At 46.6% G+C, this 17,178-nt stretch carries 15 protein-coding genes; 11 read left to right on the top strand and 4 right to left on the bottom strand.

Annotation, left to right across the window (positions count from 1 at the left end):
- Positions 1 to 36: 36 nt before the first annotated feature.
- Positions 37 to 876: a PHP domain-containing protein gene (locus tag GMES_RS07365; protein ID WP_006992003.1), complete on the bottom strand. Its 840-nt coding sequence runs from the start codon at positions 874 to 876 to the stop codon at positions 37 to 39.
- A 442-nt stretch (positions 877 to 1,318) separates the two neighbouring features.
- On the opposite strand from GMES_RS07365, the gene GMES_RS07360 reads away from it, so the two are divergent.
- The 11 genes from GMES_RS07360 to GMES_RS07310 all read left to right on the top strand — a co-directional run bounded on the left by GMES_RS07360 (position 1,319) and on the right by GMES_RS07310 (position 11,572).
- A complete protein-coding gene (locus GMES_RS07360; protein WP_006992002.1) occupies positions 1,319 to 2,953 on the top strand; it encodes an anthranilate synthase component 1 in 1,635 nt (544 codons plus the stop codon).
- 23 nt (positions 2,954 to 2,976) lie between these two features.
- Complete coding sequence (locus GMES_RS07355) at positions 2,977 to 3,633, top strand: aminodeoxychorismate/anthranilate synthase component II (RefSeq protein WP_193362979.1); 657 nt, start codon at positions 2,977 to 2,979, stop codon at positions 3,631 to 3,633.
- Between the two features lie 9 nt (positions 3,634 to 3,642).
- On the top strand, positions 3,643 to 4,665 hold the full coding sequence (trpD, locus tag GMES_RS07350; protein ID WP_006992000.1) for an anthranilate phosphoribosyltransferase: 1,023 nt from the start codon (positions 3,643 to 3,645) through the stop codon (positions 4,663 to 4,665).
- Positions 4,666 to 4,675: 10 nt separating this feature from the next.
- On the top strand, positions 4,676 to 6,082 hold the full coding sequence (gene trpCF, locus GMES_RS07345; RefSeq protein ID WP_006991999.1) for a bifunctional indole-3-glycerol-phosphate synthase TrpC/phosphoribosylanthranilate isomerase TrpF: 1,407 nt from the start codon (positions 4,676 to 4,678) through the stop codon (positions 6,080 to 6,082).
- A gap of 54 nt (positions 6,083 to 6,136) precedes the next feature.
- Complete coding sequence (trpB, locus tag GMES_RS07340) at positions 6,137 to 7,324, top strand: tryptophan synthase subunit beta (RefSeq protein ID WP_006991998.1); 1,188 nt, start codon at positions 6,137 to 6,139, stop codon at positions 7,322 to 7,324.
- On the top strand, positions 7,317 to 8,159 hold the full coding sequence (gene trpA / locus GMES_RS07335; RefSeq protein ID WP_006991997.1) for a tryptophan synthase subunit alpha: 843 nt from the start codon (positions 7,317 to 7,319) through the stop codon (positions 8,157 to 8,159). Before trpB ends, trpA begins: the two co-directional genes overlap by 8 nt.
- 9 nt (positions 8,160 to 8,168) lie before the next feature.
- Positions 8,169 to 8,468 (top strand): YciI family protein, encoded by a 300-nt coding sequence (locus GMES_RS07330; RefSeq protein WP_006991996.1) that lies wholly within the window; start codon positions 8,169 to 8,171, stop codon positions 8,466 to 8,468.
- A 119-nt stretch (positions 8,469 to 8,587) separates the two neighbouring features.
- A complete protein-coding gene (arfB, locus tag GMES_RS07325) occupies positions 8,588 to 9,001 on the top strand; it encodes an alternative ribosome rescue aminoacyl-tRNA hydrolase ArfB (RefSeq protein WP_006991995.1) in 414 nt (137 codons plus the stop codon).
- A gap of 274 nt (positions 9,002 to 9,275) precedes the next feature.
- Positions 9,276 to 9,551 carry a PepSY domain-containing protein gene (locus tag GMES_RS07320; RefSeq protein ID WP_006991994.1) on the top strand — a complete coding sequence of 92 codons (276 nt, stop codon included), beginning with the start codon at positions 9,276 to 9,278 and terminating at the stop codon, positions 9,549 to 9,551.
- Complete coding sequence (locus GMES_RS07315) at positions 9,551 to 10,231, top strand: response regulator transcription factor (protein ID WP_006991993.1); 681 nt, start codon at positions 9,551 to 9,553, stop codon at positions 10,229 to 10,231. The genes GMES_RS07320 and GMES_RS07315 overlap by 1 nt, the downstream gene beginning before the upstream one ends.
- Before the next feature lie 3 nt (positions 10,232 to 10,234).
- Positions 10,235 to 11,572: an ATP-binding protein gene (locus GMES_RS07310; RefSeq protein ID WP_006991992.1), complete on the top strand. Its 1,338-nt coding sequence runs from the start codon at positions 10,235 to 10,237 to the stop codon at positions 11,570 to 11,572.
- 55 nt (positions 11,573 to 11,627) lie between these two features.
- Here GMES_RS07310 and GMES_RS07305 read toward each other — a convergent pair whose 3' ends face one another.
- The 3 genes from GMES_RS07305 to GMES_RS07295 form a co-directional block, all read right to left on the bottom strand.
- Complete coding sequence (locus GMES_RS07305) at positions 11,628 to 13,316, bottom strand: Mur ligase family protein (protein ID WP_006991991.1); 1,689 nt, start codon at positions 13,314 to 13,316, stop codon at positions 11,628 to 11,630.
- A 57-nt stretch (positions 13,317 to 13,373) separates the two neighbouring features.
- Entirely contained in the window at positions 13,374 to 16,190 is a 2,817-nt protein-coding gene (cphA, locus tag GMES_RS07300; RefSeq protein WP_006991990.1) for a cyanophycin synthetase, read from the bottom strand.
- A 168-nt stretch (positions 16,191 to 16,358) separates the two neighbouring features.
- Entirely contained in the window at positions 16,359 to 17,177 is an 819-nt protein-coding gene (locus tag GMES_RS07295; protein ID WP_006991989.1) for a cyanophycinase, read from the bottom strand.
- Position 17,178 lies beyond the last annotated feature (1 nt).

Below are 17,178 nucleotides of genomic sequence, written 5' to 3'. Positions count from 1 at the left end.
AACGCGTTATTATGCGTTAGATGTTGTTTCAATTGACTAGTCTACAAATGACCAGTCATGCCAAATAGGGGTCAGGTGTTCTGGCACCCCCAAGTTTTTACCCAATTCAGTCCAGCGACTGACAAAATGAAAATCAGATCCCGCAGATGCCTGTAAATTATGCTCCATGGCTAATTCAACAATCAACTTACGTTTTTCAGGATTAATGCGGGCATGGGTGGTTTCAATGCCATCTCCCCCTGCTTGTTTAAATTCAAGGACTAATCGACGTAGCCACTTGGTGGTCATGTCATAGTGCCCAGGGTGTGCTAATACCGCTTTGCCCCCTGCATCGTGGATCCACTCAATGGCTTCTTCAATTGTAATCCACTGGGGCTTAACATGGGCGCGTTTACCCTTGCCTAAGTATTTTTTAAAGGCGCCCTCAAAGTCTCGCACTTCTTTGCGCTCAACTAACACTCGGGCGAAGTGGGCACGGGTCAGCTGGCCCTCACCCGCTAATAATTTTGCATCATCGAGCACATTTTCAACCCCAGCTTTGGCCAGTTTGTCTGACATTTTTTGTGCTCGGGCATCTCGCTCGTTCTTTTGTTCAACTAAGCGCTGGCGAAACACCTCATCGTCTTTGTCTACATTTAAGCCCAAAATATGAATATCGAAATTGTGCCAAGAAGTCGAAAGCTCGATTCCGTTAACGATATGCATCTTACGTTTTTGCTTCGCCTGATGAGCTCTAGCTTCATCTAAAGCTTGTACGGTATCGTGATCGGTAATAGCCAGCACATCCACTTGCATATTATTAGCGCGATCCACAAGCTCAACAGGTGAAAGTTGACCGTCTGAATAGTACGTATGGCAGTGCAAATCGATTTTCATGAAACAGTAAATATGACCTTTTAACGAGTACCCAAAGGATACGTTTACAAAATTGGGTGTTGACAGAGAAGCAAAATTGTTTTCTTCTATGCATCTGAAATGTGTATTATACGCATTTGGTGATGAATAGCAGACAAAACCTGAAAAAAGGACAATGTTTGTTATCAAACGATATATTTTTCGCACGCCTAACAATGATTTCTGCGTGCATAAAAACGAGAATTTATACCCATGAATACAGTATTACGCGTTTCAACTAACTTAATTTGGTGGTGGCACATCCCTAACTAGCGGGCTGTGAGCGTATGTATTTGTGCGATTGAACAAGAAAAGCCCGTATAATACGGGCTTTTTTTATGCCCGATTGAAAATTACGACCCGATTAATGCCCAATAAAGTCAATACCTAGAACAGGTTATAAACAAGGTTATCGAGAAAAATCATGAGCTTAGCGCAATTAACACAACAAGCAGGCAAAGTAGAAACATTGCTACTATCCGCTGATTACGTGGCCGACCCACTCCAAGCGTATCAATATTTATGCCAAGGCCAGCCCCATAATTTGCTGCTTGAATCAGCAGAAATTGACAGCAAAGATAATTTGAAAAGTTTAATACTGGTAGATGCCGCCATCAAGTTGCAATGCGATGGCCCTGTGGTGACCTGCCAAGCGCTGACCGATAACGGGGCTGCTGTTTTACCTTTATTTATCGAACACTGCCCGCAAGGTGTTGAGCATACCTTTGATGAAGATTCTCGCACTGTGACTTTAACGTTTACCTTCAGTGACGGCGAACTAGACGAAGACAGCCGTTTAAAGGCCCCAGCCGTATTTGATGCTTTGCGCTTATTGATTAATCGTGTGGTGGCTATTCGCCCTCATCCTGAAGCGTTATTTTTAGGCGGTGCCTTTGCTTATGACTTACTCGCCACATTTGAGCAATTGCCAGTGGTGAGTGAAAGCGAAAATACCTGCCCTGACTTTGTTTTCTATCTCGCTGAAACCTTACTTTTAATTGACCATCAAGCGAAGAAAACCGAATTAATTGGCAGCGTGTTTAGCGGCAAAAATGTCGGTAATAATTATTTCGCCATCAGCCAGCGCTTAGAGCAAATAAAGCACAAGCTGGGCAAAGCGATGCCCGTGCCAGAGCTTGAATCACCCAGTGTTGCGCCAGATGATTTAAAAATTAGCAAATCAGACCAAGAATTTATTCAAGACGTAGAAAACCTCAAGCAACATATTTTGGCCGGTGATATTTTCCAAGTTGTACCATCACGTACGTTCAGCCTTCCCTGCCCTGACCCACGTAAAGCCTACAAAGCATTGAAGTTACAAAACCCGAGTCCGTATATGTTTTTCATGCAAGACATCGATTTTTGCATGTTTGGTGCCTCCCCCGAGTCAGCACTTAAATATTTAAAAGACACCAACCAAGTAGAAATTTACCCCATTGCCGGCACGCGTCCTAGAGGTAAGCACGCCGATGGCTCAATCAATTTAGATCTAGACAGTCGTATTGAACTTAATTTACGCGAAGACGAGAAAGAAAAGTCTGAGCATTTAATGTTGGTAGATTTAGCCCGTAACGACGTAGCAAAAGTATCAAAGCCCGGCACAAGGCACTTAAAAGACTTACTGAAAGTCGACCGCTATTCACACGTCATGCACTTAGTCTCTAAAGTGGTTGGACAGTTGCGCGATGATTTAGATGCACTGCACGCGTACCAAGCTTGCATGAACATGGGCACCCTAGTCGGCGCGCCAAAAGTCAGTGCTGCTAGCCTTATTCGTGAAGTAGAACAGCAACGCCGAGGCAGTTACGGCGGTGCAGTCGGTTATGTTAACGGCCACGGCGACATGGACACCTGTATCGTTATTCGCTCAGCCTTTATCAAAAATAACACGGCTCACATCCAAGCTGGCGCTGGCGTGGTATTCGATTCAGACCCGCAATCAGAAGCAGATGAAACCCGAGGTAAAGCCCAAGCGGTTATTCGCGCGATTCTCACCTCTCATGAAGCGCCAAGCGCTGTACCAGCTAATCAAATGCAAACACCTAAGGAGACAAAATAATGAGCTTAGTGACTCCCTCCTCTATGGATAAGACTTCTTCAGTGGGCATTGATTCAGTGAATGCTGATTTAGTAGAAAGCACTCACGTTTTCTTAGTCGATAACTTTGATTCATTTACCTATAACTTGGTGGATGAACTGCGCACTATGGGCATGGGGCTCACCGTGTATCGAAACTCGGTGTCTCCAAACGCTATTTTTGAAAAGATGCAAGCACAAGCCAAGCATAGCCAAGTGATACTATTATTGTCACCCGGGCCGGGTGCTCCTGCAGACGCGGGCTGCATGCCTCTGCTGATTAACTTAGTCAAAGGCGTTTTTCCAGTGCTAGGTATTTGCTTGGGGCATCAGGCGATTGTCGAGTCATACGGCGGCGACATTATTCGCGCCAATGTGGTCATGCACGGTAAATCGTCGTTAATAACTCATCAGGGCGACAAAATGTTCGCCAACTTGCCACAGCCGCTACCTGTTGCTCGCTACCATTCACTCATGGCCAGTAACATGCCTGCTGAATTGACTGTTTTAGCCCAATTTGACGCTGTGCCTATGGCAGTTTGCCACGAGCAAGATAGAATGCTGGGCTTTCAATTTCATCCCGAATCCATTTTAACCGCTTTTGGTAGCCAGTTATTAATGCAAAGCATTGATTATCTCACCCAAGAACAAGCGAACGATTAGAGGACAATCATGCTATTTCCATTACTTGAAACGCTTTATCAAGGTAAAGCCCTGAACCAGAACGAAACCACTGATGTATTCAGTCAAATAGTGACCGGCCAGGTAGACAATATCGTGCTCTCTTCGTTGTTAACGGCATTAAAAATAAAGGGCGAGACCCCTGAAGAGATTGCTGGTGCAGCGACAGCTATGATCCAGAACGCTAGCTCAATAAAGCGCCCAGAATATGATTTTGCCGATATCGTCGGCACTGGTGGAGACGGTCACAACACGATTAACATCTCATCCGCGGCGGCCATAGTGGCTGCCAGTTGTGGTGTAAAAGTGGCCAAACACGGTAATCGCAGTGTGTCGAGCAAGTCAGGCTCAGCGGATCTGTTCAATGCCTTTGGTATGAAGCTTGATATGTCGCCAGCGGTCGCGCGGGAATGTTTAGACAAGTCAAACTTATGTTTTTTATTTGCTCCTGTTTACCACGCGGGTATCAAACACGCCATGCCGGTTCGCACCGCCTTAAAAACCCGTACCATTTTCAACTTGCTGGGCCCCTTAGTTAACCCGATGCAGCCCACTCACATGATGATAGGTGTATATGCGCCTGAACTAGTTATGCCTTTTGCACGTACATTGCAGCTACTGGGTTACAAAAAGGCACTAGTGGTTCACGGCTGCGGATTAGACGAACTCGCTGTGCATGGCCCTTCTATGTTAGTCGAGATTGATGGGGACGCCTTAAATGAATATACCCTGTCACCCAGTGATTTTGGCCTTGAAGAATATCCATTAGCCGCCATTGAAGGTGGTGTGCCTGATGAAAATAAACAGCTGATCCAAGATGTGCTCGCCGGTGAAGGCCAAGCTGCCCATGAAGCGGCGGTGGCGATGAATGCGGGCGCTCTGATTAAATTATGTGGCCACGCTGAAACTTACCAACAAGGGGCAAAAATGGCGATTGACGCCATGCAAGCCAAGCGTCCTTTACAGGTAATTGAAGCCTCCTCTGCGGTTAGCCGCAGCCACGACATTATTTAAAGGAAGTTAAATGGCCAATGTATTAGAAAAAATTGTTGCCGATAAACGCCAAGAAATTGCCCAGCGCAAAGTTGATTTACCTTTGGCAAGCTTTATTGATGGTTTACAGCCATCACAGCGTAGCTTTTTTGATGCGCTCAATCAGCCCAATGCAGGCTACATTTTAGAATGTAAAAAAGCCTCTCCATCCAAAGGTTTAATAAGAGAGCACTTTAATTTAGATGAGATCATTGAAGCCTACTTACCTTACGCCGCGTGCATTTCAGTACTGACTGACGAAAAGTACTTTCAAGGAAAGTTCGAGTATTTAGAGTATGTTCGCGAGCGGGTAACCCAGCCCGTGATTAATAAAGACTTTTTCGTTGATCCTTATCAAGTTTACTTGGCCCGCTATCACAACGCCGATGCTATTTTATTGATGCTGTCAGTACTGACTGACGATGAATATCTTGAATTAGCCAATATCGCCCACAGCCTTAGCCTTGATGTACTTACCGAAGTGAGCAACGAAGAAGAAGCTCATCGCGCAGTTGCTCTCAAAGCCAATATTATCGGCATCAACAACCGAGATTTGCGTGACTTGAGCACAGATTTAGCCACCACTGAGAAATTAGTGCCGCTGGTAAACCAAGCCACCCACGAACATGTGATTATTTCAGAATCGGGTATTTATACCCATCAAGACGTACGCCGTTTATCACCTATTGTTGACGGTTTCTTGGTAGGCAGTGCATTGATGGCCCAAGATAATGTCACCCAAGCGGTAAAACGTTTGGTATATGGCATAATCAAAGTATGCGGTATGACCCGAGCAAAAGACGCCACGGATGTAGCAAAAATGGGCGCCAGTTATGCTGGGCTTATCTTTGCACAGAAATCAAAGCGTTACTTATCACTTGATGACGCCAAAGACATAGTGGCTGCGGTTCCATTTAACTACGTTGGCGTGTTTGTTGATGCCAACGTTGCACTGGTCGTTGAGTACGCAAACACCCTTGGCCTAGCTGCGGTACAACTGCATGGCAGTGAGTCACAGTCCTACATTAATGAACTGCGCAGTGCGCTTAATAATGCGAATTTGACTGATTGCCAAATCTGGTTAGCCAAGGGGATCACTCATACCCTACCCGCCCTTGATGAACAGAACGTTGATCGTTTTGTATTAGATTGCAAAGTTGGCGAACAAAGCGGAGGCACAGGCCAGGCGTTTGACTGGCAATTGTTCGCGCAGGCTGCCCTTAGTGCCCAAACCCGCAGCAAAATCATTCTGGCCGGTGGTATCAACCCAGATAATGTGCAACAAGCTGCTGCACTTGGCCTCGGTGGAATCGATTTAAACTCTGGCGTAGAAGACGCCCCTGGCAAAAAGTCCGAGAAAAAGCTGCAGAGCGTGTTTGAAAAATTACGCGCGTATTAGCTCAAAGCGAAACGAACAGCCCATATTTTAACGATTTAAAGACGAGAAATTATTATGAATCATTTAGAGAGCAAATTCGGACAGTTCGGTGGTATGTACGTACCAGAACTGCTTATTCCCGCGCTTGATCAGCTAGAGCAAGCGTTTATTGACGCCCAAAGCGATCCTGAATTCCAAAAAGAGTTTATGGAATTACTTACCGATTACGCTGGTCGCCCCACGGCAATGACCTTGTCACGTAATCTGGTGTCCAACCCAAATGTGAAATTGTATTTAAAACGTGAAGACTTACTTCATGGCGGCGCTCATAAAACCAACCAGGTGCTAGGTCAAGCACTACTGACCAAGCGCATGGGTAAAACAGAAGTTATCGCCGAAACAGGTGCCGGGCAACACGGTGTGGCCACGGCTTTAGCGTGCGCGCTTTTAGGCCTAAAAGCACGTATTTATATGGGAGCTAAAGACGTTGAGCGCCAAGCACCAAACGTATTTAGAATGCGTTTAATGGGCGCAGAAGTCATCCCTGTAAACGCAGGCTCAGGCACTTTAAAAGATGCCGTTAACGAAGCTATGCGTGACTGGTCTGCAACGTATGACAAAGCTCACTATTTGCTCGGCACCGCGGCTGGCCCTCACCCATTCCCGACCATAGTGCGTGAATTCCACCGTATGATAGGCGAAGAAACGCGCGCGCAAATTATGGCCAAAGAAGGTCGCTTACCTGACGCGGTAGTCGCCTGCGTGGGCGGAGGTTCAAACGCCATTGGTATGTTCGCTGACTTTATTGACGAGCCAAGCGTGCAGTTAATTGGTGTTGAGCCAGCAGGTAAAGGCTTGCACACGGCTGAACATGGCGCTGCTATCGGTAAAGGCACCACAGGTATTTTGCACGGTGCATACAGCTACATCATGCAGGATGAAGACGGCCAAATTGAAGAGTCATATTCAGTATCTGCAGGGCTTGATTATCCCGCTGTTGGCCCGCAGCACGCTCATCTACACGATATTGGCCGCGCCACTTATGCCGCTGTCACCGATGACGAAGCGCTTTATGCATTTCAATTATTATCCCGCAAAGAAGGTATCATTCCGGCCCTTGAATCATCACACGCCTTAGCGCATGCCTTAAACATGGCAGATGAAGCCGAAGATGGCACCATCATAGTGGTTAATTTATCCGGTCGTGGCGACAAAGATTTAGCCCACGTACACAGCATTTTGGGAGGCCAAACCAATGAGTAATCAAAACTTCCGTAACGGGGATCGTAACGACGACCGTTACGCCGATATGTTCACCCGTTTAGATGCAGCGAATGAGGGCGCATTTGTACCTTTCGTGATGCTAGGTGACCCTGACATAGCTACGTCCTTAGAGATTTTAAAAGCCTTGGCCGAAGGCGGCGCTGATGCACTAGAGTTAGGTATCCCCTACTCAGATCCTATTGCCGATGGCCCTACGATTCAGCAGGCGAGCATTCGAGCCCTGAGTCATAAAATTCACCCCAGTGATTGTTTTGAGGTGATACGCCAATTCCGTGAGATCTATCCTGATACACCTATTGGCTTGTTGCTTTATAGCAACTTGGTCATCAAACCCGGTCTTGAAAAATTCTATAACGATGCGGCTAATGCAGGTGTTGACTCGATTCTGATTGCGGATGTGCCACTTCGCGAAGCAGACCGCTTTATTGCTATTGCCAACGAAACGGGTATTAAGCAAATCCTGATTGCTCCGCCTAACGCCAGTAATGAGACCTTGGCCGAAATCGGTCAAAAATCACAAGGTTACACCTACTTACTTGGCCGCGCTGGAGTCACAGGGGCTGAAACAGCTGCCACCATTCCTGCCAGTGAGTTGATTGCCAAGTTAACCCAGTACAAGGTGGCTCCACCACTATTAGGCTTTGGCATCTCTAAACCTGAGCAAGTCAAAGAAGCGATCACTGCAGGAGCAGCCGGCGCCATTTCAGGCTCAGCGACAGTGAATATCATTGAACAAAACCTGTCTCAGCCTGAGGTGATGCTTAGCAAGCTTCGTGAGTTTGTTAGCGCCATGAAACAAGCAACTAAAAAATAAGGAAAGCCCATGTGGTATGTAGTTTATTCACAAGACGTAGAAAACAGTTTGCCACTTCGCAAACAAGCACGCGCTGCCCACTTAGCCCGTTTACAACAGCTAAGTGATGAGGGGCGTTTATTGGTTGCAGGCCCTTGTCCTGCTATTGATAGCAAGGATCCTGGCGAGGCGGGTTTCACTGGCTCTGTGGTTATCGCTGAGTTTCCAAGTTTAGAGGATGCCCAAGCCTGGGCCGATGCTGACCCATATATGGATGCAGGCGTGTACAAGAACGTCACGGTAAAACCCTATATTAAGGTTCTGCCGTAACGCATTTAACATACAACAATGTGTGCGAGGCCATTCGTAGTTCCCTTCGAATCGGCCTCGTATTCTTTAGCGCGTTAGCCAAGCACCACGTAAAGCCATTGCAGTAAAAGGACAACAAAATGATTTTTATCAAAAGCTATATTTCGCTACAAGATCACGAAGTTGAACTAACGGCTATTCGTGCTCAAGGTGCGGGCGGTCAAAACGTCAATAAAGTATCAAGCGCCATTCATTTACGCTTTGATATTAAAGCGTCATCTTTACCTGAGTTTTATAAAGAGCAGTTGTTAAACAGTAACGATAAGCGCATAACCCAAGACGGCATATTAGTATTAAAAGCCCAAGCCCATCGTACCCAAGAAATGAATCGACAAGACGCCCTAGAGCGTTTGGCCGCTATTGTGCGTGACGCTGCCGTCGTGCAAAAACCCCGCAAAGCCACAAAACCTACCAAAGGTTCACAAGTGCGCAGAGTCGAGACCAAAAAGAAATCTGGGCAAAAGAAGCAGCTTAGGAAGAAGGTCGATTTTTAATCGGTTCGCTCTGGCTTTTCACTATCGCCCATAATTCGTAAGTACGTTCTTCGCGGCTTATTCAGCTCTTGCACACTCAGATAATGCATATTCAATTCAGGCACAATTCAGCTAACAGCCCGTAAGCTTACTCTCGAAGCAAACTTCGTCACTGGCGCGCTTTACCTCTAAGGGACTTTATACCTGCTTGGGATGTTGATTTAAGTAGAAGTATTTCCACCAAGGTATTGATTGCGCTAAACTATCCGTAACCGTTTGTGAATGGGGTCAATCGTTGAAACATATCGCCAAAAATACACTATTTATTTTATTTCTCAGTCTTTCATCGGGTTTGTTAGGTCATGCCTATGCCCAAGACGACAGCGCTAAAATAGATAAAAACCAAGCTGCTCAAAAAGCCCAGCAGCAGGTACAAGGTCGTGTATTGAAAGTTGACCAAAGTAAAAATAAATACCGCGTAAAAGTACTGCAAAAATCAGGGCGTGTGGTCAACGTTGACGTTGATAAACGCTCAGGTCGAGTTGTAAAAAGTGGTAAGAAGGACGACTAATGCGCATTTTAATTGTCGAGGACGACAGCCGTTTATTAACTCAGTTAGACACACTTTTACAAACCCATGGCTACAGTGTTGATTTAGCCGATGATGGCGCCAAAGCACTGTTTTTGTTAAGTGAACACCCATACGACTTGGCGATTATCGATATCGGTTTGCCTGTTATGGATGGCTTTGAAGTTATTCAAAAAGCCCGAAAAAATAATGTCACCTGCCCTATCCTCATTTTAACCGCGCGTGATCGTTGGCAAGAAAAAGTCGAAGGACTCGATGCCGGCGCCGATGACTACCTGACTAAGCCATTTCAAAACGAAGAATTACTCGCCCGCGTTAAAGCGCTTATTAGGCGCTCTGCCGGTCAAGCTAACCCCACGATTGAACTTGGCCCCATCAGCCTAAATACCTTAAGCGAGCAAGTCAGCGTCAGCGGCAAAGATATTGAACTTACGGCCTATGAATATAAGGTGTTTGAATACCTGTTGCTCAACCCAAAAAAGGTGGTGTCAAAAACTGAGCTTACGGAACACATATACGATCAAGACTTTGATTTAGACAGCAACGTCATTGAAGTATTCGTTGGCCGCTTACGTAAAAAACTCGACCCACAAGGAAGCATCAACCCGATTGAAACCATGCGCGGGCGTGGTTATCGCATCAGTCGAGAATTCCAAGTCTAACGGGTGCGCAATTTATCCTTACGCCTTCGCAGCTTTGCCGCTGCCCTGTTGGTATTGGTTGTATTCATTCCGCTGGCCGCATTTACCCTTGAGAGTGCATTTACCAGCAGTTTAAGTGAATCAATGCAGCAGCAATTGCGGGTGCAAAGCTTAACGCTGATTTCTGAATTTGAAATGTCTGGCACGCAACCGGTCATGCCTGAGCACCTCTTTAACGATCAGCTCAACATCCCAGATTCAGGCTTGTACGCGTTTATCAAGGTTGACGATGAGATGGTGTGGCGCTCGTTATCGACCCTCAATTGGCAGGTCATGCCCGAATTTTATGCGCCGGAAGTGGGTAAAGAGCGCTTCGATGAAGAATATGCATTACTTGAGCCGTACTTTTTATTTGCCTATACAGCAGAGTTCGATGCTGGCGGTTATTTCGTTCCAGTGAGTTTCCATATTCTGCAAGATAAAAACGCATATAATGTTCAAGAACAAGCCTTTATCACTACGCTGTGGCGCTGGTTAAGCTTAATCGCTTTGGTATTGCTTGGGTTACTGCTGCTGAGTTTGAACGCCGCATTATGGCCGATTAACCGCTTGATCAAACAAATCAAACAAGCGGAAGCCGGTCACATTCAACACATCAGCCAAACCTATCCCCCTGAGCTTGAGAAACTAAAAAGCAGTATTAATCACCTGCTCGCCACCGAACAACAACAGCGCAGCCGCTATAAGAACAGCTTAAGTGATTTAGCCCACGGCCTGAAAACCCCGCTAGCCGTGTTATCAGGCAATACAGCACTGCCCGATGATGCTAGAGAGCCCATCAACCAAATTGATTTACAAATTCAGCGCCAACTAAAGCGCGCAGTAGCAGGTAGTAGCGCAGCCTGGGAGCAAGCGGTAGAGATAACCCCTGTTTTAAGCAAACTCATCAACGCTATGAATAAAGTGCACGCCCAAAAGCAGCTTAAAATCGAGCAAGTTAACGGTGATACTCCGGCGCAATTTTACGGCGATAGTACAGATTTAATGGAGTTATTGGGCAACCTATTGGATAACGCCTGTAAAGCAGCAGAGCACAAGGTTCGTGTTGATATTGTGGCGCACGAAAAGTTTGTATTTATTGATGTGGAAGACGACGGGCCAGGCATCCCGATCGAAAAACGCCAACTATTACTCAACAGAGGCACCCGCCTTGACAGCTACAAAGAAGGCCAAGGGATCGGCATGGCCGTGGTGGCTGATTTGGTGGATGCCTATCAAGGCACATTGACGATTAAGGACAGTGAGCTAGGCGGAGCAAAAATCAGCTTGCGCTTTCCCACTCCGCACATTGAGCACGCGTAGGCCATCAATGAGCTCTGTATAAACGAGCTATGTTGAATGGCTATCCGCTGCATCTCTAGTCTGCTAAATGACTCAACCATTCATGGATTTCTTGACGTTGGTCGAGTACAAACAGTAACACCACATCCCCAGGCGATGCATGGGCTAAGGCAGTTTTCACTCCCTCCAGTGGACTAGCAGCAAGCATAATCTGTTGCCCTGGAACATTAGCGCTCATCAAATGCTGTTGCACAAGGGATGACACTTCGTTTGGCTGACGACCGCGTAAATATTTTTCAACCTCAGCTGGAATATACAGCGCTGCATTTAGCCCAAGCACTGCATCGGTCAGGGCGAAAATTTCCTGATCACTGCGATCCCCTGCGTGACTGAACATCGCAACATATTTATTGGCTGGCATGTGCCGCGCCATGTCCACTACCGCTTTCATGCCATGCTCGTTGTGGGCAAAGTCGACAATGATCTGACTGCCATTGATGTTGTAAATATTGCCACGGCCTGGATTATCTAACGCATCGCTGCCAAAATTTTTCAAACCGCTTACGATCGCTTCATTTGACAAGCCAAGCGCCTTACACAGCCCCACCACACCCAGCGCATTTTGGACATTATGCGATGCTGCACCTTGCAGCGTCATAGGAATGTCGTGGATATTACAAATAGCCTGATACTCACCGTTTTGGTGATAATACACCTCACCAGAGCGCACAAAAACAGCACGGCCTCCGGTTGATATCTGTTGCTGAACTTCAGAATTGAATTCGCCGCAGCTAAACCAGCACAGGTTATTTTTAAGGGTTTTAGCGTGCTGTACAACTAAATCGTTATCGGCGTTAACAACCAATACTCCGTCCTTACTCAGCGCTTTTGCTACCACGAATTTGGTCTGTGCTAGGGCTTCAACGGTATAAATTCCGTACTGTCCAAGATGATCGCTAGCGACATTTGTAATCAGCGCGGCATCAACATGATGAACAGGTAAGCCACGGCGCAAAATACCCCCTCGGGCGACCTCTAAAAATGCCATCTCGGTTCGTTTATCGCGTAATAACATGCGCGCCCCACCTGGGCCAGAATAATCACCGTGCTCGATGATTACATCCCCCACGCGAATAAAATCAGTGGAGGTTACACCCGCGCAAATGCCCTGTGCTTTGGCTATTTGCGATGCGAGCCGCACACAAGTCGATTTACCGTTGGTGCCGGTAATAAATGCACAGGGTATGTGTTGGTATTTTGCCCAGTCGATTTTATCCACCAGGGGAAGTTCGTCCACTGGCCACCTATCTTGCTGCGCTCCCATGCCTAAACTCAGTTCATCATCATCGAACAAACAACTCACATTATGATGACCAGCATTCTCGATAATGCTTAGCATCAAGGGATTTTGTTCTTGTACTAGCTCAGCGCGAAGTGCACGCATTCGCTCCTTCCAATCGGGCAGCGCTTGCTGTTGAACTTCACTGGCGCAGCAATGCCACGCCAGTTCAGCGACTTCGCATGCAGTATATAGGGCGTCGATAGGCGCACTAATCGCAAAGTTGAAGCCGTGCTCATGCTCTCGGTAGGTATGAGATTGCGCTTGCCAGCCAAAGTCGGTTAGCAGGCGCTCTATCCATTTGTTCCAATGCGCAAGCACCTCAGGTTTGTCAGCTTCAGTGAGTAACACGTCAACTATCGCCCCGGGTTTATCCCATAAAAGGTTCGGCCCAGTGAGCCGCCTAACTTCATCAAGCTCTAACATGGCGTATTCATTCCCGCGCTATTGATCAAAGAATTCATCAAGTTGTCTATCAGACGCTTAGTCAGACTCTTCATCATGTTCCACTATTAAGCGCACACCACGTTCATCATGCACAAGACGCTGACCTTCAGCCAGTTCAAATTTATGTTCGATGGGCTCATAGAGTTTTTCAGGATAAGTATGTGACGGCTCATCCTCTGTCGTCGCGTCGCCTTCTTCAGCATTGAAATGCACTATTTGTTTCCAGCAGCGAGTGATGTCATCTCCCAAAATAATCAGTAGATCGCCCTTTTCACATTGGTTTAAAGCGCTTTCTATTGCTTCTTCTTCGGACGGGATCACTTGAATGTCACTTTCACTGATACCCGCTGCAAGTAGAGTTTGCTTGAGCAATTGTGGTACTTCGTCAAAGCCACGGCGACGTCTGTCGTCATCGGCTTTACAAATAAACGAGTCAAACCCTTCTGCGGTAATGTTAGCCGCTTCAATTATATCTTCGTCGCGTCTGTCACCCGGCATGGCCATCACAATACGTCGTTTTCCTGTGATATCCAGTCTTAGGGCTAGATCAGTAATGGTCTGAATAGCGGCAGGGTTATGGGCATAATCAAGAATAACTTTGAATGGATGTTCATCGTAAATATTCAGTCTGCCTGGAGCTTGATAGAAAGAGGTATTAAAAATGCGTAAGCCTTGGCGAATGTCTTCCAAAGAAATTTTAAAGCTGTAAGCCATGGCGGCAGCAAACATGGCATTTTGCACATTGTGCAGCGCCTTTCCTTCAATTGTGGCAGGTATCAGGTGTGTCCATAACAGAGGAATATGCGCACCTTTATCATAAATGGTTATCATGTCGCCATTTATGCCCTTTTCTAGCACCGCTGCTAAGCCGCCTCTGCGGATATGCTCCCTCACTAAGCCATGCCCTGGGTTCATCGTTACGTAGAAAATGTGTTCAGCTTCGCAGTAATCCGCCATTTGCAGGCACAAAATATCATCAGCATTGAGTACCACACAGTCTTTTGCGACTTCGACGACCACGCGTTTAATTTTAGCTAATTGCTCAACAGTATCGATGCCTCGTAGGCCCAAATGATCCGCTGTTACGTTCAAGCACGCACTCACATTTGACTCAGTGTATCCCAAGCCGCGCTTGAGAATTCCACCTCGGGCGGTTTCCAGTATGGCAAAATCAACGCTGGGATCACGCAGTACAATTTGTGCCGATGTAGGCCCAGTCATGTCGCCTTTAACCGTTAAATGACCGTCAATATACACCCCATCAGTGGAGGTCATGCCGGTGGTAAAACCTGCTGACTTAACAATACTGGCAAGCATTCTGCTGGTCGTTGTTTTACCGTTTGTGCCGGTAATCGCCGCAACGGGGATACGTGCTTCGCTGCCAAGCGGAAAGAGCATGTCCATGACTTTACCCGACACGTCTCGTGGCTTACCTTCACTTGGTGCCACGTGCATTCTGAAACCTGGCGCTGCGTTACATTCGCAGATACCGCCGCCGATTTCTTTATAGGATTTACTGATATCTTCTGTTAAAAAATCGACACCTCCTATATCTAGCCCAATGGCTTTAATCGCCCGTACTGCCATATCACGGTTATCAGGATGCACTATGTCAGTCACATCGATTGACGTGCCGCCAGTAGACAAATTAGCTGTTGAGCGCAAATAGAAGAGCTGTCCCTCTTCAAGAATCGTATTTTCGTCATAATCGGCCTCTTCCAACAAGCGCAATGCTTGGTTGTCGAGTTCAAGGCGAGTGAGCACCTTTTCATGCCCTATGCCGCGCCGTGGATCGAGGTTAACCAAATCAACCAATTCACTGATCGTCGACTTACCATCCCCTACCACGTTGCCCGGTACACGCTTTGCAACGGCAACTAGTTCATTGTTCACCACTAGCATTCTATGGTCGAAACCGCTTAGGTAACTCTCAACAAGCACCGCTTTACCAGTGCCAAATTGTTGCGCTTCTTCAAATGCGATCCCGACCTGCTCATCACTCAACAGGTTGATGGTAACGCCCCGTCCATGGTTAGCATTGAGCGGTTTAACGACCACGGGATAGCCAATTTTCTTGGCGGCACGAATCGCTTGAGGCACACCATAAACCATAATTTGCTGGGGGACCGGCAAGCCTAAATCATTCAATAAGTTATGGGTGTCTTCTTTATCACAGGAAATTTCCACTGCGATATGCTTAGTCTCACTGGTAATGGTCGCTTGAATGCGTTTTTGATACTTGCCATGACCAAACTGCACCAATGAATAATTGTTCAACCGCAACCAAGGAATATCACGCGCTTCAGCAGCGCTGACCAACGACCCTGTGCTGGGCCCAAATTCTTTGCGCTGTGCCATGCGAATAAAATCGTGGAGTTCTTCAGAAAAATCAAAATCATCGCTAGTTGCAGTAACGAGTGCGTCTTGTACGACTTTGGGCATCAAGTGCTTCAATAAGCGCAAGCCTAATTCACCAGCCTCTAAACCTACGTCCCGTTGTTTATATTGATAAACCACGTCGTAACACCCTAGCTTCCCTGAGCTGCGAGTCTTACCGTAGGTGACATCAGAGCCTGCTAAGTGTTGCAGTTCAAGGGCGACATGCTCCCAAATGTGTCCTATCCAAGTCCCTTCGTCTTCTTTGAGGCGCCGCAAAAAACCACCTTCTTCACGATACGAACACCCGTGGCTTTGTAACGTGGGTAAAGCAGCAATCAAACCATTAATAAATCCCTCACCAAGCTTTACAGAGGGCCAGTTTTCTAATTCACCAATATCGATTTGATGGCGGATAACAGGAAAATTTGCATACACATTTGGACCAACATACACATTTGAGCTAATTATCTTCATAGCGTTCTTCCCTTTAGGTTTAATTATTGTAGGACGTAGAGCAGACAATCTAGCGTGAACAAGAATACAACTGATTTCTCACTGATTTGAATAGTTCTAAGGTATAAAAAAACAGCAGCCTAAGCTACTGTTTTTGTATAGGACGGAGCTTGGAACATTGAAAATGTGTTATTTGATATAAGCCTGTTTACTGGAAAAATCATAACGGCTGCCCGGCGCCAAAATATGCATTTTTAGGTTCAGTAGCGTTAATGCTTCATCTCCACCAGCATCCGCCATTGATGAATGGTCAATATCGGATGGGTCGATAATGGTAATTGCCCCGCTACCTACCACAGTCAATATATTATCACCGTCAATAAAAGCAGCGGTGTCTTCATCTAGACCCATACCAATTAAAAATGGGTTATATGACACAGCACTTAGCAAGCGTGATAATCGATTACGTTGATTGAAATGCTGGTCGATAACGACCGTATTAATTAACCCCATGCCCGGCGCTAAACTGACCCCGTTCGCGGTTGGCACTATGCCGGTATTACCGCCAGTAATCATATGCTGTGAAACGATTGCCGCCCCAGCAGATGTGCCAGCGTAATGCACACCTTTGGCGTTAAGTTGCCTAATGGCTGTAACGATCGGCGTTCCACCTAATATGGTCGATAAGCGAAGCTGATTGCCACCCGTGATAAAGATGGCGGTACTCTTTTCAAGCTGATCTACATATTCCTGCTTTTGTGCATCGGCGCGCTCAGTAATCGGCAACGAGAATATCTTCCCCGCGCCAAGTTCTGCAAATATCTTCTCATAGCGTTCGCCTGTGTCATCTAACTGAGACGCAGTCGGGATCACGCATATTACGGCGTCTTTACCACCAGCGAGGTCGACAAAGCGTTGCAATATCATGGGCTTATCTATTTTTTCTTCGGCCCCACCAATGGGGATAATGTAGCCACGTTGGGCGCCTTTCACGTCAGGAGACGGCATA

Origin of the sequence: Paraglaciecola mesophila KMM 241, assembly GCF_000315015.1 — a bacterium.
Classification (GTDB): Bacteria; Pseudomonadota; Gammaproteobacteria; order Enterobacterales; family Alteromonadaceae; genus Paraglaciecola; species Paraglaciecola mesophila.
The sequence above is the reverse complement of the archived record's forward strand: the minus strand, read 5'-3'. Positions and strand labels throughout refer to the sequence as shown.